The sequence below is a fragment of the Corynebacterium sp. USCH3 genome (assembly GCF_037619475.1).
GTDB lineage: Bacteria > Actinomycetota > Actinomycetes > Mycobacteriales > Mycobacteriaceae > Corynebacterium.
Window position 1 is genome coordinate 273,983 of record NZ_JAQPZT010000001.1, and the last position, 20,025, is coordinate 294,007.

The 20,025-nt window shown below is 68.2% G+C and carries 12 protein-coding genes; 11 read left to right on the forward strand and 1 reads right to left on the reverse strand.

Annotated features, from left to right (window positions below):
• Position 1: 1 nt before the first annotated feature.
• Positions 2–835 (forward strand): bifunctional DNA-formamidopyrimidine glycosylase/DNA-(apurinic or apyrimidinic site) lyase, encoded by an 834-nt coding sequence (gene mutM / locus PQI66_RS01310; RefSeq protein WP_339995384.1) that lies wholly within the window; start codon positions 2–4, stop codon positions 833–835.
• A 31-nt stretch (positions 836–866) separates the two neighbouring features.
• On the opposite strand, the gene PQI66_RS01315 is transcribed toward mutM, so the two are convergent.
• A complete protein-coding gene (locus PQI66_RS01315; protein ID WP_339995385.1) occupies positions 867–2,162 on the reverse strand; it encodes a hypothetical protein in 1,296 nt (431 codons plus the stop codon).
• Between the two features lie 257 nt (positions 2,163–2,419).
• On the opposite strand from PQI66_RS01315, the gene PQI66_RS01320 reads away from it, so the two are divergent.
• From PQI66_RS01320 to gdhA, 10 genes are all read left to right on the forward strand, one after another.
• A complete protein-coding gene (locus PQI66_RS01320) occupies positions 2,420–3,487 on the forward strand; it encodes an SGNH/GDSL hydrolase family protein (protein WP_339995386.1) in 1,068 nt (355 codons plus the stop codon).
• Between the two features lie 109 nt (positions 3,488–3,596).
• Positions 3,597–5,072: an alanine/glycine:cation symporter family protein gene (locus PQI66_RS01325; protein ID WP_339995388.1), complete on the forward strand. Its 1,476-nt coding sequence runs from the start codon at positions 3,597–3,599 to the stop codon at positions 5,070–5,072.
• 10 nt (positions 5,073–5,082) lie between these two features.
• Positions 5,083–5,370, forward strand: coding sequence for an acylphosphatase (locus tag PQI66_RS01330; RefSeq protein WP_339995389.1), 288 nt, complete (start codon positions 5,083–5,085; stop codon positions 5,368–5,370).
• A 16-nt stretch (positions 5,371–5,386) separates the two neighbouring features.
• Positions 5,387–8,911, forward strand: coding sequence for a chromosome segregation protein SMC (gene smc, locus PQI66_RS01335; protein ID WP_339995390.1), 3,525 nt, complete (start codon positions 5,387–5,389; stop codon positions 8,909–8,911).
• A gap of 11 nt (positions 8,912–8,922) precedes the next feature.
• Positions 8,923–12,522: a hypothetical protein gene (locus tag PQI66_RS01340; RefSeq protein ID WP_339995392.1), complete on the forward strand. Its 3,600-nt coding sequence runs from the start codon at positions 8,923–8,925 to the stop codon at positions 12,520–12,522.
• Between the two features lie 114 nt (positions 12,523–12,636).
• A complete protein-coding gene (gene ftsY, locus PQI66_RS01345; protein WP_339995394.1) occupies positions 12,637–14,172 on the forward strand; it encodes a signal recognition particle-docking protein FtsY in 1,536 nt (511 codons plus the stop codon).
• 202 nt (positions 14,173–14,374) lie between these two features.
• Positions 14,375–15,790 (forward strand): ammonium transporter, encoded by a 1,416-nt coding sequence (locus tag PQI66_RS01350; RefSeq protein ID WP_339995396.1) that lies wholly within the window; start codon positions 14,375–14,377, stop codon positions 15,788–15,790.
• A 173-nt stretch (positions 15,791–15,963) separates the two neighbouring features.
• Complete coding sequence (ffh, locus tag PQI66_RS01355; protein ID WP_339995397.1) at positions 15,964–17,571, forward strand: signal recognition particle protein; 1,608 nt, start codon at positions 15,964–15,966, stop codon at positions 17,569–17,571.
• Between the two features lie 217 nt (positions 17,572–17,788).
• Positions 17,789–18,274, forward strand: a complete 486-nt coding sequence (rpsP, locus tag PQI66_RS01360; RefSeq protein WP_339995399.1) for a 30S ribosomal protein S16 — start codon at positions 17,789–17,791, stop codon at positions 18,272–18,274.
• A gap of 372 nt (positions 18,275–18,646) precedes the next feature.
• On the forward strand, positions 18,647–19,990 hold the full coding sequence (gdhA, locus tag PQI66_RS01365; protein ID WP_339995979.1) for an NADP-specific glutamate dehydrogenase: 1,344 nt from the start codon (positions 18,647–18,649) through the stop codon (positions 19,988–19,990).
• Positions 19,991–20,025 lie beyond the last annotated feature (35 nt).

A 20,025-nucleotide genomic window follows, 5' to 3' on the forward strand; every position in this document is an offset into this window, starting at 1 on the left:
CATGCCGGAGCTGCCTGAGGTCGAGGTCGTCCGACGCGGCCTGGCCGAGCACATCCTCGGCGCAGAGTTCCAGCACACCGAGGTGCTGCACCCGCGTGCCGTCCGGGGTCAGGACGGTGGGGCGGCAGCAGTTGTCGCCGGACTCAGCGGCGCACGGGTGGCCGGGGTGTGCCGTCGCGGCAAGTACCTGTGGCTGGACGTGGCGGAGCGGGGGAATCTGCTGGTGCATCTGGGCATGTCCGGGCAGATGCTGCTGGGGGAGCCGGGCCAGGTCGTCTCCCCGCATGTGCGGATCCGGTCGAGACTGGTGACCGCGGGCGGGGGCCCGCTGGAGCTGACCTTCGTGGACCAGCGGACGTTCGGCCGGTGGGAGCTCACCGGGGCCGACCCGGTGCCGCATATCGCGCTCGACCCCCTGGATCCCGCCTTCGACGCGGTGGGGACGGCCCGGGTGATCCGCCGGAAGCGCTCGGAGATCAAGCGGGTCCTGCTCGACCAGACCGTGGTGTCCGGCATCGGCAACATCTACGCCGATGAAGCGCTCTGGGCTGCCGGCGTGCATCCGCGCAAGCGGGCGAGTGCGATGCGGCAGCAGGACGTCCTGCGCGTCCTCGACGCCGCACGGGAGGTCATGGAGCGGGCGCTGGCCGCCGGTGGGACGTCCTTCGACGACCTCTACGTCAACGTCAACGGTGCCTCCGGCTACTTCTCCCGGTCGCTGAACGCCTACGGGCGGACGGGGGAGCCGTGCCACCGGTGCGGGACGGCGATGGTGCGGGAGCAGTGGATGAACCGGTCCTCGCACTTCTGCCCGGTGTGCCAGACGATGCGGTGATGCCCTGCCTGTCCCGGAACTCCTGCGTGTGTCACTGCGGTGGGGTCATGATCCGCAGCTCACCGTCGGACAGCCACAACTCGCCGTCAATCCACCGTGCGCAGACATCTGATTTCTCGACGGGGACCTCCATCACCATGTCGAGTGTGTCCGGGTCGAACAGCTGGTACATGCCCGAGTCATCATCCTCGCTCCAGTCCGGGTCGGCGGAACTGAGCCGGAAGTGGAAGGCCCCGAACCATGGGCCGACCACCTCGAGCCACGGGTGTCCTGCGGGGACCCGGTACCGCCTGACGACGTCGAGGTGTGCGTCTCTCAGGGTCAGCGTCGTCTGGTCGCTGGTGAATATCCGGCCGTCGACGACAAAGACCTCCCAGGCCTCCAGACTGTAGGTCTCCTCCACCCAGTGGACCTCGTCCCCGATCGCTCGGCCCAGGTGGTATACCAGCATTCTGGCGTCGTCGTCCGCCCATTCATTCAGCACGATGTACCCGCCGTCCGGATGTTCCCGCACGACGTCGTAGCCGGGCAACGGCACGCCGACCCGTGATACGACGTCGCAGAGCTCCCGGAAGGTGCGGTCCTCTTCCTCGGTGGGACGACGCTCACTCCACCGCGGCACCGGACCCTCGTCTGCGGGCACCGGGGTACGTTCCGGGGTGAACTCCGGGGCGGCGTCGAGGTCTTCGGTGGTGCCGTCGTCGAGGGGAATCCCCCAGGGGGACGGGAGTCGCGGCACGCCGTAGCGATCCGTGTCCCAGGAGAAGACGGATGAATCGAGGACATCCGGAAAGTGCACGCCGACCAACTCTCCGCCGCCGTCACCGGAGTCCACGGCGAGGATGACGCCGGTGTCGGCGTCCACGTCGATCCAGCGGGGTCGCCCGGAGCTGTCGAGGTGTCGTCCCGGCAGTCCGGGCACGCGGTAGGCGCGCCTGCCTCGGACAGTGACGTCCTCCACGGGGCCGGCGGGGAAGACCTGGTCGAGAACGCGGAGCAGACGACGTGGCGAGAGGAGCCACGTGGCCGGCGTCGTGACGGACAGGTGCTCCGATCCGTCCACCGGGTCGCCGTCTGTCATGACCACCACCGTGTCGTCGGTGTCGAGGAGGCGGGGAGTGCCGTCAGTCTCAGTGATCAGGCGGCGGCGATGGTCCCTGACGAGGCGGTAGTCGCCAGGGGCGAGGATGAGGCTCGCCATGCGCTCACCTCCGATCATCCAGCCGAGCTGGGAACCGTCGAAGTCGCCGTGGAGTCGCAGCGTGGCTGTGACCGGTGTCGCGGCACCGCGGGCGATCAGGGCCTGGAGTGTTTTCCATGAGTCCATGGGGACACGCTATCGGCAGGGGACCCGGGACAGGTGGGTACCGGCAGAATCGGGGCCGGTCCGTGCAAATTCTCGCGGCCGGTGAAAGTCCGATTTCGGTGTCCGGTCGACTGCGGGTGAACTACACTTACCGTCAATACCGGGGATATCACCAACGTCTCCCGCTGAATCGGGTACGCAGAGAATGTCGCATCCGATGTCACCGGCCACTATTGCCTGTCGTTGCCCGACAATCATCACTCCAGGAGAACTCCGCCGTGCGCCTTCCTCGACCCCTGGCACTGCCCGTGGCTGCCCTCGCAGCCCTGGCCCTCACCTTCGGTGCGGCCCCCGGAGCTTTCGCCGAGGGCCTGCCCTCGTCCGGGACGACGTTGTCGACCGGCGGCTCCGGTTCGCTCGGCTCAACCGGCTCCGGACCGGGCACCGCCGGTTCCTCGGGAATCCCGACGCTGGGGGCACTCTTCCCGAGCGCGAACCCCTACTCGGAGGAGACGGAGAACAACCTCGTGGCGTTCGGAGACTCCTTCACGGCGAACTCGCACTGGCTCATCAACCGGTTCCCCCAGCTCGGTTTCGCCTACCCGACACAGGAGGGCTGCTTCGTCGCGCCCGACGCCTGGCCGGCGCTGGTGGGCGAGGAGACCGGACGCCCCGTCCAGAACTGGGCGTGCAACGGCCACACCACCTCCGGGATGCTCGGCCGCATCGACCGGGCCATCGCCGCCGGGCACATCAACGACACCTCCACCGTGGTGCTCGCCGCCGGGATGAACGACAAACGGATCGGCACCGCGGACGACACGATCCGCGAGAACCTCGTGGCTGGCGTGGAGAAGGTCCGCGCAGTCGCCCCGGATGCGGAGATCCTGCTGCTCGGCCGGCTCTCCACCACCAGTCCGGACGGGATCTACTGCGACCGCAACATCGTACCGAACCTCCCTTTCGGTGAGTCCGACGCGAGGACGGCCGCCTTCGAGCGAGCCAACCAGGAGAACCACAAGGCCGCGGCAGCAGCGGCCGACGTCCCGTTCATCGACATCCGGGACATGACCGTGGAGAACAACTCCACCTGTGCCCGCGACGCCGACCGCTATGTCTCCGGCCACTGGGACCTCACCACGCCCGGGTTCAACATGCGTGCCCACCCGTCCTTCGGCGGCAGCCGGTTCCTCGCCGAGCAGATCATCGCCGCATTCGGCACCGCGGGCGCGTCCCTGCTGCTGGAGGTGATCGACGACGTCGACCTCGACACTGACCCGGTGCTCGGCGAGGTCGCCGACGAACTGGGTGAGCTGCTGGACGAGTCGCCGCAGAGCGGGCGGTGACGGCCCGATGTAACACCCCGGAAACATACTGAGGTCGGCAAAGTGATCTGCACCACCGCAGTGCGTGTTGATACGGGACATTGCGGCCCGGCACAGTAACGTCCGGAAAATGACGGATTTCATCACCTCCATGAACGACGGCGTGTGGAGCGTCGTCGTCTGGGCCCTCGTCGCTGCCGGACTGTACTTCGGCGTCCGGACGATCCTGGTCCAGCTGCGGTTGTTCCCCCAGATGTTCGGTGCGGTCGCCGAGGCGCCGTACGAGGACGACGAGATGCTCAGCCGCGACCCCGATGCGGCGAAGAAGGGAATCTCCCCGTTCAAGGCCTTCACCATCTCCGCCGCGTCGCGCGTCGGCACCGGCAACGTGGCGGGTGTCGCCGTGGCCATCACCCTCGGTGGGCCGGGTGCGGTGTTCTGGATGTGGGTCATCGCCATCCTCGGTGGTGCGACCTCCTTCGTCGAGGCCACGCTGGCACAGCTCTACAAGACCCGTGACTACGCCAACAACGCCTACCGTGGCGGACCGGCGTACTACATCACCCGGGGCCTGAACAAGCCGGTCCTGGCGGTCATCTTCGGCATCGTCATCACCCTGACCTTCGGGTTCATCAACAACGCCCTGCAGACCAACTCCATCGTCGAGTCCGTCGGACGGTCCGCCGACAACGACGGCATGACCCTGAAGATCATCATCGGCCTGGCCGTGGCACTGCTCACCGCCTGCATCGTCTTCGGCGGCGTGCAGCGCATCGCCTCGTTCACCCAGGTGATCGTCCCGTTCATGGCGGTGACCTACATCGGTCTCGGTCTGATCGTGGTGGTGATGAACCTCTCCGAGATCCCCGGTGTCTTCGCCCAGATCGTCGGTCACGCCCTCGGCTTCCGTGAGGTCGCCGGCGCCGCGGTCGGTGCCGCCTTCATGAACGGCATGCGCCGGGGCCTGTTCTCCAACGAGGCCGGCCAGGGGTCGGCCCCCAACGCCGCCGGTACCGCCGCGGTGTCCCACCCGGTCAAGCAGGGACTGGTGCAGACCCTCGGTGTCTACTTCGACACCCTCATCGTCTGCTCGGTCACCGCCTTCATCATCCTGCTGTCGCACCCCACCTTCGGCGAGGATGTCCAGGGTGCGACCCTGACGCAGGACTCCATGGCCTCCCAGGTCGGCGACTGGGGCATCCACGCGGTGACGTTCATCCTGTTCTTCCTGGCGTTCTCCTCGGTGATCGGCAACTACTACCTCGCCCAGTCCAACGTGGAGTACTTCACGAAGAACCCGGCGGTGATGTTCTGCTTCCGTCTGCTCGTCGTCGTCTGCGTCTTCCTCGGCGCCATCGTCAACCTCCCGGTCATCTGGGCGCTGGCCGACACCTTCACCGCGATCATGGTCGTGGTGAACCTGTGCGCCATCGTGCCGTTGTGCCCGATCGCGCTGAAACTGCTGCGCAACTACACCGACCAGAAGAAGCAGGGGCTCGACCCGGTGTTCCGCCGCAGCATGCTGCCGGAGCTGAAGAACATCGAGTGCTGGGACGACAAGGACGACTCGTTCAACGCTGTCCCTGCCCGCACGCTGCGCGGTTAGACTGGCGGACATGACCGGCACCGCACCGACCACCCGCCTGACCGCCTGGGTCCACGGTCACGTCCAGGGCGTCGGCTTCCGCTGGAAGACCCGCACGAAGGCCCTCGAACTCGGTCTGGTCGGTTTCGCGTCGAACTACCCGGACGGCCGCGTCCTGGTGATCGCCGAGGGGTCGGAGGACGCCACCGACGCCCTGGTGACCTGGCTGCGCTCGGGGGACACCCCGGGCCGGGTGGACCAGGTCCTCGACTCGGTGACGGGGCCGCGTGGCGACTACACGGGGTTCGACACCCGCTGAGGTAAAATCCTCGGCCATGCACCTGAAGTCGTTGACCCTGAAGGGTTTCAAGTCCTTCGCGTCGGCGACGACCCTGAAACTCGAGCCGGGCATCTGCGCGGTCGTGGGGCCGAACGGGTCGGGGAAGTCGAATGTCGTCGACGCCCTGGCCTGGGTGATGGGGGAGCAGGGAGCCAAGACCCTGCGCGGCGGCAAGATGGAGGACGTCATCTTCGCCGGTGCCGGCGAGCGCAAGGCATTGGGTCGTGCCGAAGTCACGCTCACCATCGACAACACGGATGGTGCCCTGCCCATCGACTACACCGAGGTGTCGGTGACCCGCCGGATGTTCCGGGACGGTGCCAGCGAGTACGAGATCAACGGTGCCAAGGCACGGTTGATGGACATCCAGGAGCTGCTGTCGGACTCGGGCATCGGCCGTGAGATGCACGTGATCGTCGGGCAGGGACGCCTGGCACAGATCCTGGAGTCCCGGCCCGAGGAACGCCGCGCCTACATCGAGGAAGCCGCCGGAGTGCTCAAACACCGGCGTCGGAAAGAGAAGGCCCAGCGCAAACTGGTCTCGATGCAGGGCAACCTCGACCGGCTGCACGACCTCACCGACGAACTGGCCAAACAACTCAAACCCCTGGCCCGCCAGGCCGAGGCGGCCCAACGCGCCGAGCAGGTCCAGGCGACGATCCGGTCGAACCGTCTGCTGCTCACCGCCGACAAGGTCCGGCGGCTCTCCGACGAACTCACCGACGCCGACGCCCAGGCCAAGGTGCTCGAGGCGGACATCGCCGAACTCACGGAGAACCTCGAGGAACACACCGGTGCACTGGCGGTGACCGAGGAGGAGCTGCGTACCGCGCTCGAGGAGGCGGAGTCGGCGAAGTCGCTGTGGTTCCGGTTGTCGACCGTCGCCGAGAAGAACGCCGCCACCCTGCGGATCGCCACCGACCGGGCCGATGACGCCGGTGCGGACACCACCTGGAACGGGCAGGACCCGGACGAGCTGACCGCCCGTGCCGAGCAGGCGGAGGAGGAGCAGGCGCTGCTCGACGAGGAGGTGGAGGTCGCGACCGAACGTCTGGAGAACATCCGTGACGATGTCGCCGCCCGCGACGAGGCGGCACGGGACGCCGAGCGTGAGCACCTCGCCGAAGTCCGTGCGATCGCCGACCGGCGCGAAGGCATCGTGCGGCTGCTGGCACAGCAGGAGGCGGTGGAGCAGCGGCGTACCGCCGCCGGTGAGGAGATCGACCGTCTCCAGCAGTCCGTCGAGGAGCAGCGGGAGTCGATCCAGGCCACCACAGGTACCGAGGCGGCCGACGCCGCCGACGCCCTCGCCGGGCTACAGCACCAGGGGCCGGACCTGGAGGCCGCGGCGGCCCGGGCCGCCGAGGAATCCACCGGTGCGGAGCGGCGGGTGAGTGAACTCCGCGCCGCCGAGCGCGACCTGGAACGCACCGTCGCCTCGTTGGAAGCCTCGGTGGAGGCCTGGCGCGACCGCCTGCGTCCGTCCGACGGGGCCGCCGTCGCCGTGCGCGTCGCCGAGGAACGCGGTCTCGGGTCGTTGCGTCCACTCGCCGAACTGCTGACCGTCCGCGACGGATGGGAGAGGGCCGTGGCCGCCGTCCTGCCCTCCGGTCTGGCGGGAGGCGACGCCAGCTCGCTGGACAGTCTGGTCGACGCGCTCGTCGACGCCGCCGAAGGACGCACGTTACTGCTCTCCGGCGACGCGGCCGGCATCCCCGGAGATGCGTGGCGGCTCGACTCGGCAGGCGCCGACTGGCTGCTCGACCACATCGACGTCGCCGATGCCGTGGTGCCGGCCGTCACCGCCCTGCTCGTCGATGTCGTCGCCGTTCCGGACGTGGAGACCGGACGGCGTGTCGTCGCCGCCGATGAACGTCTCCGCGCCGTCACCCCCGTCGGCACCGTCGTCGGCGCAGGCTGGGTCGCCGCGGGGTCGGGCGGTACGACACCGGTGGAACTGGTCACGAGAATCGACCGGGCCACCGTCGAGATCACGGCGCGGACCGGGGAGCTCGCCGACCTGCAGGCGACGCTGCGTGGTGCCGAACAGGCGGCGGAGGAACTGCGGACCGCCGCCGCCGGTGCCACCGCCGCCGTCCGGGACCACCGCACGCGGCTCAGCGCCGCACAGCAGCGCGTCGACGCGGCCGACCGTAGCGCGGTGCAGGCCCGTCGGCTGCTCGACAAGGCGGTGGCCCAGCGCGACGCGGCCGAGCAGCGGCGCGACGCCCTCGCCGTCGAGGCTGACGGGATCGCCGACCGGCTCGCCCGGCTCGACGCCGACGGTGACCCGGACGGCCCCGGTGGAGCAGGCGGCGCAGAACCCTCCACCGCCGCCCGCGACGCCACCGCCCAGGCGCTCACCCAGGCCCGCGCCATGGAGATGGAGGCACGACTCGCCCTGCGCACCGCCGAGGAGCGGGCCGGCAACCACCGGGGACGTGCCGACGGACTGCGCCGCCAGGCACGCCAGGAAGCGGCGGCCCGGGACCAGTTCAACCGTGCTGCGGCCTCGCGCCGCGCGGCCCGCGAACGCGCCCGCGTCGTCGCCGGGCAGGCGCAGCGGGTCGAGCTGAGGATCCGTGACGCCCTGGACCGTGCCGAAGCCACCCGCGCCCGCACCGACGAGGCCCACCGGCAGTGGCAGGCCGCCCTCAACGAACGCAAGGACAAGGTCAACACGCTGACGCTGCGGCTCAACCACCTGACCTCCACCTCCCACACCGCCGAGATCGCCCGCAGTCAGGCCCAGCTGCGTATCGAGCAGGCGCTGGAACAGGCCATGGACCAGCTCGGGATGACCGCCGCGCAGCTGCTGGCGGAGGCTCCCGGCGAGGATTTCGACCGGGACGCCGCCGCCCGCGAGCTCAAGGCCGCGGAGAAGTCCCTGCGGTCCCTGGGCAAGGTCAATCCGCTGGCGCTCGAGGAGTACTCCGCCCTCGAGGAACGTCACCGCTTCCTGGCCACCCAGCTCGACGACGTCGAGAGGGCCCGCGACGACCTCGAGGGGGTGATCCGCGACGTCGACGAGACCATCCTCACCCTGTTCACCGAGGCCTGGAACGACGTCGAAGCCGAGTTCCCCCGCGTCTTCGACACCCTGTTCCCCGGAGGCGCGGGACGGCTGGTCCTCACCGAGCCCGACGACATGCTCACCACGGGCATCGAGGTCGAGGCGCGCCCGCCCGGCAAGAAGGTCAAGAGACTGTCCCTGCTCTCCGGTGGAGAGAAGTCACTCACCGCGCTGGCACTGCTCGTGGCGATCTTCCGCGCCCGCCCCAGCCCCTTCTACGTCATGGACGAGGTCGAGGCAGCGCTGGACGACGTGAACCTGCGCCGTCTCATCGCCCTGTTCGAGGAGTTGCGCGAAGATTCCCAGCTCATCGTGATCACCCACCAGAAACCGACCATGGACGTGGCGAACGTCCTGTACGGGGTGACCATGCGCGGTGACGGGGTCACCAGGGTCATCTCCCAACGCATGGACCCCAAACCAGCCGAACCCGCCGACCCCTCCTAGAATGGGATGCCGTGAGCAACACCCCGAGCCCCGCACAGAGCCCCGCACAGGGGCCGATCGCCGACCTTTCCGACAACCTCCTCGCCTGGGCGTCCAGTACCGAGGTCGACCTCGCCCGTCGACTCAGTGAACTCGGCGGCGACCCCGCCGTCTTCGTCGACCTGGACACCACCGGGGACGAGCTGGAACGTATCACCATCTTCTTCGGTGAGTTCCTCTCCCGGCAGATCCGGGCCGGCGCGGACGAGGACGCCCTGCTGCGGACCTGTCCCGCACTGACCGCGACGACGCTGGTGTTCCGCGCCGCCCGTCTCAATGTCGTCGGCGAGCTCGAGTCCGAGTTCTGGACCGGTCTCGGCCTGGAGCCGACCGACGCCCGGGTCGCGCTGATCGACTACGGGGAGATCCTCACCCGGGCCGGGCTGGACCCGATGGATGCCGCCGCCGCCGGCTCCGACGGTGACAAGGGCCGGCTGTTCGCCCACGTCGGCATCGCCACCGACTGGGTGCCCGAGCTCATCGAGCTCATCGACACCCGGCGTCTCGCCGGCGAGGCCCTGTCCGCCGCGGACGATGAAGCAGCCGCCGTGGTCGCCGTCCTCGCCGAGGAGTCGCTGCAGGCGGGACCGTTGTGTGCCGCCCTGCCGGGGCTCGCCGTCCGGCTGATCACCCCGGTGGTGCGTGTCGTGCAGCTCGCCGCGGAACACCCCGACCACTGGGTCAACACCCTCGGCGACGCCGGCGACGACGCCCGTGTCGCGCCCCTGGTGCTCGAGGACGTCATCGAGGAACTGCGGGAACGTCCGGCCGGGACGACCGCACGCCGCCACCGGGTGGGGGTGGGCACCCGTGAGGACCGCCCGCGCCTGGCGATCGACCTGGCACGCCAGCGGGTGGTCCTGCGTCTGCCCGAACAACCCCTCGACGACGACCGGGAGGACGAGGGGGAGACCGCGGGAGACGCGGCACGGAACGAAGTGCGCTGGCACGTCGACGTCGACGGCCGTCCCGCCGGTTTCCGCACCCGGCGTTCCGACGCTCCCGGGCGTCCGGTCACCGAGGTCCTGGATCTGCCGGTGCGCCGTCCGGTACGTGAGATCGGGGTGCGCGACCTGACCCACGGAGAGTCCTGGGTGCTGCCGGTCGTCGACGACGCCGACCCGGTCATGGTCTTCACCCGACGCGGCAAGGACCTCACCGACCGCGTCTCCCTGCACCACTCCCGGGTGCTGGTCGTCTGTCCGCAGGACTCCACGGCCGTCGACCCGGTCGCCGACCGGGAGCTCCCGGTGCTGGGCGAGTGGCAGGTCAAGGCGTGGGACGGATGGGTCATCCGCGACCTCGACCTGTCCGAGGCCACGGCCCTGCACGTCGACCGTCCCGGGGTCGCACGCCCTCCGATGGGCACCGTACGCTGCGTCGACGCCCGTCAGCGCGTCTGGTTCCGCGAGCCGGAGAACGTCCTGCCCGCGATCCGCACCCTCGGCGGTCTGCCGGTGCACTCGTCCAGCCTGCAGGCCGTGTTCCCTGCCACGGTGTCCGGGGCCCCGGAGATCTGGTTCCTGTCGGTGAGTTCCTGGGCAGGCCCCGATGAGACCGGTGAAGAGGTCACCGAGGAGGAGCCGCTGGAGGTCCCGGCTGACGGCGGCATGTTCGACGTATTCGACCCGGAGGCCTACGAGACCCCCTGGGTCGGCGAGTACCTCGTCCGCCTGCGCGGGCCCCGCAACGAGTCCTTCCGCCACGAGTTCGCCATCGTCGAAGGACTCGACGTCGAGGTTCCGGCGAGCCCACGGCTCGGTCTGGCAGCAGGTCTGTCACCGGTCAGCGTGTCACTGTTCCAGGGGGACAAGCAGCTCTTCATCCCCCGGACCGTGGATATCGGGGCCGAGGAGAAGTCAGTCCAGGTCATCGCGGAGACCGACGCCGGCGACGCGCTGCCCCTCGTCGTGGAACCGCCGCGCCTGCGCTTCCAGCTGCCGCTGCTCGGGGAGGACCCGATGTGGCGCACCGAGTCGCTCGTCGCCCCGGCCGTGGAGATCAATTCCGCGACCCGGTTCCGGATCCGCCCCGGCATGCCGGTCGAGTCGCCCCGCCTGGTCATCCGCGACCGCCACGGAGCCCCTGTCCGTACCCTGCGACTGGGCACCGTGGACCAGGTGACCTGGTCGGTGTCCCTGTCGTCGGTCCGGGCCTCGCTGCCACAGCTGACCGAAGGCTCCTGTGAGCTCGAGTTCGTCGCCGACGGCCGCAGCCACAGCGTGCGGCTGGTCACGATGCGACCGGCCGAGGACCGCACGCTGGTCTACGGCGCACCCGGTGACGCCGCGACCCCGGCGACACTGACGGTGTCGCCGAGGGTCGATTCCCCGGCGTGGGTCTGGCCGCTGACCGCTCCGTGGATGTCCGCCCGGGTGCTGTCCTTCACGAACGGCGTGGCAGAGCTCCCCGCCGAGCTCACCGACGCCGGCGCCCTGAGCGTCCAGTTCCACAACCGCGACCGGTTCAGCCCGCTGCACCCGGCAGCGTCACCCGGGCCCGGTGCACTGCGGGTCGACGCCCCCGGGTACGCCCGTCCCGACGACGGTGGCCCGTGGACGCAGCTCGCCGCCTACCTCGCCGGGGCGTCCGACGAACTGCCCGAGGACACCGACGTGCTCACCGTGCTGTGGGACGTGTTGGCGGGCTGGCTCACCGGCGACGCCACCGCCGACGCCAGCGCCGCGATGCACGCAGCCCTGGCACGTCACCCCCGCGAGGCGCTGCGGGCGATGTCCCGGTCCCTGGTGCCGTCCACCGACCGTCCCGCGCAGTTCATCCTGTCGGGCCTGGTGCACGCGTCACTGCGGTCGACCACGCCGGACCCGCGGCCCGGCGTCGCCTGGATCGCCGCACTGGAGATCCTCGGAGAGCTTGCCGCCACCGACGACGACGACACCGCCTCGCGCCGTGAGATCGGGCGCCGTCTCTCCGGGATCGGCGGCGCTCCGCTGTCCCAGACCGTGGAGACCGGGCGTGACGCCACGCTGGAGACCTCCTGCATCGACGCCACGACCGTGCAGATCGCCCAGTTGTCGCCGGAACAGCAGGAGGCCGTGCTCAGCACCTTCTTCGCCGGGTCCCAGGTGGTCCCCGGTGCGCTGTCGGAGGAGAACTCCCGGCTGATCGCGGTCTTCGAGACCTTCCGTCACCGTGAGGAACTCGGCCAGGTGCTGGCCGACCCCGGGCTGCTCCGCGTGGCACTGGCACTGCTGCGCCGTATCCGGCAGACGAACCGCCAGCTCTACACCTCGGCGCGGGTGCGCTTCGACAAACTGGACAACGTCGACACCGACAACCCCGACAACCGGTGGGCGCTGACCCCGGTGATCAGCATGATCCTTGCCATCGCCGCGCGCATGCACGCGCACGGGCGGCTGGGGTCGACCGGTCAGCTGTCGTCGGCGTACCCGGGATGGGCGGAGATCGCGCGTATCGTCCCGGACCTGGTGACCGGTGACCTCGTGGCCGCGGACGCGATGGTGCTCGGTGTCTTCGGCCCCGATGAGGTGGCCGAGGAGCAGGCTGGGGTCGCTGCGGAGGCGGCGATCGACTCGGTCATCAGCGACTAACGCGGTGCGGTGCCCTTCAGGGGGGAGGGCACCGATGGCTGCAGGAGGGCTCGTGGTGGGGTAAATCCGTCCCCTCCGGCACACGGCGGAGGGGACATTTGGTTCACTGGTGGCATGGATCCGATTATCTGGATAGTCATAGCCGCCGTCGCGGTCATCGTCATCGTCGCCCTCCTCATCATCCTCGGCCTGCGTCGCGGGAAGCAGAAGGAGATCTCCTTCGAGAAGAAGACGGAGATCGAGGAGAAGAAGCCGTCGTCCGGAAACTACCAGGCGCAGGGTGGATTCAACTTCAGCGCCGGAAGCGCTGCCGGGGTGGCGGAGAAGGAACCGGAGATTCTTCCGGGCCAGGAGCTCGGGGGAACCGAACCGCCGACGCCCTCCGTGCCTCCGACGGCAGCGGAGCCCACGCTCCCTCCGATTGCGCCGGAGCCGGAACCTACGCCGGTTCCCGAGCCTGAGCCGACCCCTGAGCCTGAACCCGAACCGGAGCCGGAGCCGACCCCGGAACCTGAGGTTGAGCCCGAGGTCGAACCCGAACCTGTCCAGGAACCGGAGCCGACCCCGGAGCCGGAACCCGAACCGGAGCCGGAGCCGACCCCCGAACCTGAGGTTGAGCCGGAGGTCGAACCCGAGCCTGTCCAGGAGCCGGAGCCGACCCCTGAGCCTGAGCCTGAACCCGAACCGGAGCCGGAGCCGACTCCCGAACCTGAGCCCGTCGAGGACATTGCGCCGGTGGAAGGGCGGCTCGGCCGGTTGCGCGGCAATCTCTCCAAGTCGCAGAACGTCATCGGACGTGGCGTACTGGGCATCCTCTCCGCCGGCGACCTCGACGAGGACGCCTGGGAGGAGATCGAGGACACCCTGCTCATGGCGGACCTCGGGACGAAGACCACCCTCGCCGTGGTTGAAGACCTGCGCGACCGCATCACCAGCCAGGGCGTCTCCAGCGAAGAAGAGGCGCGGGCTCTGCTGCGGTCCTGCCTGATCGACGCCTGTAAGCCGGGTCTCGACCGGTCGATCCACGCCATGCCGTACGAAGGCAAGCCCGCGGTCATCATGGTCGTCGGCGTCAACGGGACCGGGAAGACGACCACCACCGGCAAGCTTTCGCGTGTGCTCGTCGGCATGGGGCACTCCGTCCTGCTCGGTGCCGCAGACACGTTCCGTGCCGCCGCGGCCGACCAGTTGGAGACGTGGGGGCGTCGCGTCGGTGCGGAGACCGTCCGCGGCAAGGAAGGCGCCGACCCCGCGTCCGTCGCCTTCGACGCCGTCGCCAGGGGGGTCGACGACGGCATCGACGTCGTCCTGGTCGACACAGCCGGCCGACTGCACACGTCGGTCGGTCTGATGGACCAGCTCGGCAAGGTCAAGCGGGTCGTCGAGAAGAAGGCCAAGGTCGATGAAGTGATTCTGGTGCTCGACGCCACCGTCGGCCAGAACGGCCTCGTCCAGGCACGGATGTTCCGGGACGTCGTCGACATCTCCGGTGTCGCGTTGACCAAGCTGGACGGTACCGCCAAAGGAGGCATCGTCTTCCAGGTCCAGGAGGAGCTCGGGGTACCGGTGAAGCTCGTCGGCCTCGGCGAGGGAGCCGACGATCTGGCACCCTTCGAGGTGGAAGGCTTCGTCGACGCCCTGCTGGGCTGAGCGTCTGTATGGGGGTCTGCTGAGGCCTCCACCCACGCAGCACACCGAAACACCGCCGTAACCTTACGGCGGTGTTTTTCATGCACCCGAAATCATGCGGCATGAACAGGCGAAACATCGGGGAACTTAACTGACCAGCGTGAGACACCGGCGCGAGGTGCCGGAGACAACCCCCACGTAGACCCCTGAGGAGTTCCCCGAAATGACACCCGAGGAAATGGCGGCAGCCACAGGTGACTCAGCCTGGATGCTCATGTCAGCCGCACTGGTGCTGCTGATGACACCGGCGCTGGCACTGTTCTACGGCGGCATGTCCCGCCAGAAGTCCGCCCTGAACATGATGATGATGTCGTTCGGCACACTCGGGCTGATCGGTGTCATCTACGTGCTGTGGGGATGGTCGATGTCCTACGGCACCGAGACCGTCGGCGGCCTGTTCTCCAACCCCTTCGAGTTCTTCGGTCTGAAGGACTCGGTCACCGACGCCGACGGCAACTTCATCGCCGGCGCCGAGGGGTACGCCAACGTGATCGACATCGGATTCCAGCTGACGTTCGCGGTGATCACCGTCGCCATCATCTCCGGCTCTCTGGCCAACCGGGTGAAGTTCTCCACCTGGATGGTGTTCGCCGGGATCTGGGCCACACTGGCCTACTTCCCGATGGCCCACATGGTGTGGGGCGGCGGGCTGCTGTCCGACGGTGAGGACGGCCTGGCCGCCATGATGTTCGGCACCGCGACCGAGGACGGCGAGACCGTCGCAGCCATCGCCCCGATCGACTTCGCCGGTGGCACCGTGGTCCACATCAACGCCGGTGTGGCGGCGCTGGTACTGGCGCTGATCATCGGGAGGTCGCGGACCTTCATGAAAGAGGGCTCGCGGCCCCACAACCTTCCGCTGGTGATGCTGGGCGCAGCGCTGCTGTGGTTCGGCTGGTTCGGGTTCAACGGTGGTTCGGCCTTCGGGGCCAACGGTGAAGCGGGCCTGGCATGGCTGAACACCACCGTCGCGACCTGTGCGGCGATGTTGGGCTGGCTGCTGGTCGAGCGTCTGCGCGACGGTCACACCACGTCCCTGGGCGCGGCGTCCGGCGTCGTCGCCGGACTGGTGTCGGTGACCCCGGCGGCAGGTGACCTCACCCCGCTCACCGCGATCATCCTGGGCGCGGTCGGCGGTGCCCTGGCAGCCGTCGGCGTGGGCCTGAAGTACCGCTTCAAGTTCGACGACTCCCTCGACGTCGTCGGGGTGCACCTGGTCGCCGGTATCTGGGGGACGATGGGCATCGGCCTGCTGGCCACCGACCGTGGTCTGCTCACCGGCGGAGGATCGGACGGGTTCAAGCTCTTCATCGTCCAGATCGTCATCGCCCTCGTCGCCGTCGTGTTCTGTGCTGTCGTCACCGCCGTGATCGGCCTGGCCCTGAAGTACACGATGGGGTGGAGGATCTCCGGCGACGACGAGAACGCCGGCATCGACAGCACGCAGCACGCCGAGAGCGCCTACTCCTACGTCGACGACAACGACCAGGAGTTCGAGGAGGTCGCCGACTTCGACTCGGCGCAGGGCGAGGCGCACCGCGCCAATGACCGCGCCGACGGCGCCCACCAGACCAACTGACCGACGCGGGGAAAACGCCGGCCCGCGCCAGGCCCGGCCGCTGTCCGGCGGGGCAGGGCGTCGCCGACACCCGCGGTGACGCCTCGCCGACGATGACGTGCGAGTAGGCAGGTCCACCCGCACCAGGTACGGTGGTGGGGTCAGAAGTCATTGTGTAAGGGAGATTTTCCACTGTGTTTGAGTCCTTGTCCGACCGCTTGTCCGGCGCCCTCAAGGGCCTGCGCGGGAAAGGACGGCTGACCGAGGCGGACATCAACGCCACTGCCCGTGAGATCCGCCTGGCCCTCCTTGAGGCCGACGTCTCCCTCCCGGTGGTCCGCGCGTTCATCAAGAGGATCAAGGAACGCGCCAACGGAGTCGTCGTCTCCGAGGCACTGAATCCCGCACAACAGGTCATCAAGATCGTCAACGAGGAGTTGCAGGGCATCCTCGGTGGCGAGACCCGGCGACTCAACCTCGCGAAGAACCCGCCGACGGTGATCATGCTCGCCGGACTCCAGGGTGCCGGTAAGACCACACTGGCCGGTAAGCTCGCCAAGCACCTCGCCAAGCAGGGGCACACCCCCATGCTGGTCGCCTGCGACCTCCAGCGACCCGGAGCGGTGCAGCAGCTGCAGATCGTCGGTGAACGTGCGGAGGTACCCACCTTCGCACCGGACCCGGGTACCTCGCTGGACTCCCTCGACCACGAGATGGGCACTAGCCACGGCGACCCGGTCGCCGTGGCTCAGGCCGGGATCGAGGAGGCGGGGCGCACCAAGCACGACGTGGTCATCATCGACACCGCCGGACGGCTCGGCATCGACGAGACCCTGATGACCCAGGCCCGCAACATCCGCGACGCGGTCAACCCGGACGAGGTCCTGTTCGTCATCGACTCGATGATCGGCCAGGACGCCGTCACCACGGCCGAGGCCTTCCGGGACGGCGTGGACTTCACCGGTGTCGTGCTCACCAAGCTCGACGGCGACGCCCGCGGTGGTGCCGCCCTGTCGATCCGTGAGGTGACCGGCAAGCCGATCATGTTCGCCTCCACCGGTGAGAAGCTCGAGGACTTCGACGTCTTCCACCCGGACCGGATGGCCAACCGTATCCTCGGCATGGGTGACGTCCTCAGCCTGATCGAGCAGGCCGAGCAGGTCATGGACCAGAAGAAGGCCGAGGACTCCGCCGCCAGGATGGCGTCAGGGGAACTCACGCTGGAGGACTTCCTCGACCAGATGCTCATGATCCGTCGGATGGGACCGTTGGGCAACGTGCTCAAGATGCTGCCCGGCGGCAAGCAGATGAATGACATGGCCGACATGGTCGACGAGAAGCAGCTCGACCGGATCCAGGCCATCATCCGCGGCATGACCCCGGCGGAGCGGGAGAACCCGAATATCCTCAACGCATCGCGGCGCAAGCGTATCGCCGCGGGTTCCGGCGTGACCGTCGCTGACATCAACCAGCTGGTCACCCGCTTCCACGAAGCGAAGAAGATGATGGGCAAGATGGCCGGACAGTTCGGCATGGGGGGTGGCATGGGCCGCTCCGCGACGAAGAAGAAGCCCAAGGGTCGCAAGGGGAAGAACGGCAAGCGCAAGCCGGTGAAGAAGGGCCCGTCGCAGCCGAAGATGCCGCAGGGGATGCCTGGCATGCCCGGTATGCCGGGTATGGGGGGGATGCCCGGAGGCGGAGGCATGCCGTCGATGGCGGACCTGAAGAAGATGCAGCAGCAGATGCCCGAAGGTTTCGAGAACATCGACATGGACAACCTGGACTTCGGCAAAGGCCGCTGACCGCACCGCCCACGCTGATTTGTCTACCGGGACTTCCCGCAGGTAGTGTCGACAGGTCTGCGTAACACCGTTCACGACCCCGGTCGTCCGGTGGTCACGCGCAGGGTAAATCCAAGGGTTGAACCGGCCTGCATCCGGGTGCTCCGTCATGAGACGGTGCGCGGCGGTGCAGGTGACAGTACTGCCCGGTGACCGTCAACAGGAAAGAGGACCAGACATGTCCGTCAAGATCAAGCTCCAGCGCCTCGGCAAGATCCGTACCCCGCACTACCGCGTGGTCATCGCCGATGCCCGCACCCGCCGCTCCGGCAAGGTGATCGAGAACATCGGCATCTACGAGCCCAAGGCCGAGCCGTCCGTCATCAAGATCGACTCCGAGCGCGCACGCCACTGGCTCAGCGTCGGCGCCCAGCCGACCGAGCCGGTCCTCGCCCTGCTGAAGGTCACCGGTGACTGGCAGGCCCACAAGGGTCTCCCGGGCTCCGAGGGAACCCTGAAGGCCCAGCCGGAGAAGACCTCCAAGCTGGACCTCTTCAACGCCGCTCTCGCCGAGGCCGCCGACGCACCGACCGCCGAGGCCATCACCGAGAAGAAGCGCAAGGCCAAGGAAGAGGCTGAGGCCAAGGCCGCCGCAGAGGCTGAGGCTGCCGACAAGGCCGCTGAAAAGGCCGACGAGGCTGCCGAGGCTGCCGAGGCCGAGTAGGACCCCGGTGCGACTGCGTCCGTAGGCCCCCGCACGGGGCCCACGGACACAGTCGTTCCATGACACCGCCGTCACCCCGCTTGGGTGGCGGCGGTGTTTTCTGTGTGTGCAGCGGTGTGTTTCCGTGACCCGGCCGATGGTGATGCCGATATGAGGTGCAGGGGGTGCCGTGCGGGGGTGGGGTGCTGGGGCCCGCGGGCCGACCTGCAGATTTCGCAAGTGTTTCGACGTCATTTCCTCTGCAGGCCGTCCCTGAAACAAAGCAGGTCACAGGATGTGTCCTGGGTCACTGATGTGGCGAACGTGTTAAGTGGACTGTATCCGGCAGGTAAAATATCGCGGGTACCGAAGTTTTTCACCGAAGGGACCATGATGGACGTCGATTCCACAGTCAAGACCTACTACGAGCAGATCCTCCAGCGGAATGCGGGAGAGCCCGAGTTCCACCAGGCGGTCTCCGAGGTTCTCGACAGCCTCACCCATGTGCTGCGCAAGGATCCGCATTACGCAGACATGGGTCTGATCCAGCGGCTCACCGAGCCCGAGCGTCAGATCATCTTCCGGGTGCCGTGGGTCGACGACCAGGGCAACGTCCACGTCAACCGTGGTTTCCGTGTGCAGTTCAACTCGGTGCTCGGACCGTACAAGGGCGGACTGCGTTTCCACCCCTCGGTGAACCTGGGCATTATCAAGTTCCTCGGTTTCGAGCAGATCTTCAAGAACTCCCTGACCGGTCTGCCCATCGGTGGTGGCAAGGGTGGGTCGGACTTCGACCCCAAGGGTCGCAGCGACCTGGAGATCATGCGTTTCTGCCAGTCCTTCATGACCGAGCTGGGCCGCCACATCGGCGACAAGATCGACGTGCCCGCCGGCGACATCGGAGTGGGCGGACGCGAGATCGGTTACCTGTTCGGCCAGTACCGTCGTATGGCCGGCCGTCACGAGTCCGGCACCCTGACAGGCAAGGGCCTGCAGTGGGGTGGTTCGCTCGTGCGTACCGAGGCGACCGGTTACGGTGCGGTGTACTTCACCCAGGAGATGATGACCGCCCGTGGTGAGCGACTGCACAACGCCAAGGTGATCGTCTCGGGTTCCGGCAACGTGGCGATCTACGCGATCGAGAAGGCCCAGGAGCTCGGGGCGACCGTCGTCGCCTTCTCGGACTCCTCCGGGTACGTCACCACGCCGGACGGTGTGGACGTGGAACTGCTCAAGGACATCAAGGAGGTCCGTCGTCTCCGGGTCGCGGACTACGCCAAGGAAGCCAAGGGGTCCACGTTCCACAAGGGTGGCAACGTCTGGGAGGTCGAGGCCGACGTCGCTCTGCCGTGTGCCACCCAGAACGAGCTGGACGGTGAATCGGCCGAGCTGCTGGCCGACAACGGTGTGAAGTACGTCGCTGAGGGTGCGAACATGCCCTGCACGCACGACGCGGTCCGTGTGTTCAACAAGCGAAAGATCGACTTCGCCCCGGGCAAGGCCGCCAACGCCGGTGGTGTCGCGACGTCCGCACTGGAGATGCAGCAGAACGCCTCGCGTGACTCCTGGTCCTTCGACTACACGGACAAGCGTCTGCGCGACATCATGGGCAACATCTTCCGTACGACGGCGAAGACCGCGGCGGAGTACGGCATGGAGGGCGACTACGTCGTCGGTGCGAACATCGCCGGCTTCCGCAAGGTCGCCGACGCCATGGCCGCACAGGGTGTCATCTAGGGGCTGCGTAACTGTGCGGTAGCGTGCGGTACGCT

Coding starts and splice junctions, on each gene's coding strand:
- mutM (WP_339995384.1), top strand. CDS start 2: ATGCCGGAGCTGCCTGAGGTCGAGGTCGTCCGACGCGGCCTGGCCGAG.
- PQI66_RS01315 (WP_339995385.1), bottom strand. CDS start 2,162: ATGGACTCATGGAAAACACTCCAGGCCCTGATCGCCCGCGGTGCCGCG.
- PQI66_RS01325 (WP_339995388.1), top strand. CDS start 3,597: ATGACGGATTTCATCACCTCCATGAACGACGGCGTGTGGAGCGTCGTC.
- PQI66_RS01330 (WP_339995389.1), top strand. CDS start 5,083: ATGACCGGCACCGCACCGACCACCCGCCTGACCGCCTGGGTCCACGGT.
- smc (WP_339995390.1), top strand. CDS start 5,387: ATGCACCTGAAGTCGTTGACCCTGAAGGGTTTCAAGTCCTTCGCGTCG.
- ftsY (WP_339995394.1), top strand. CDS start 12,637: ATGGATCCGATTATCTGGATAGTCATAGCCGCCGTCGCGGTCATCGTC.
- PQI66_RS01350 (WP_339995396.1), top strand. CDS start 14,375: ATGACACCCGAGGAAATGGCGGCAGCCACAGGTGACTCAGCCTGGATG.
- rpsP (WP_339995399.1), top strand. CDS start 17,789: ATGTCCGTCAAGATCAAGCTCCAGCGCCTCGGCAAGATCCGTACCCCG.
- gdhA (WP_339995979.1), top strand. CDS start 18,647: ATGGACGTCGATTCCACAGTCAAGACCTACTACGAGCAGATCCTCCAG.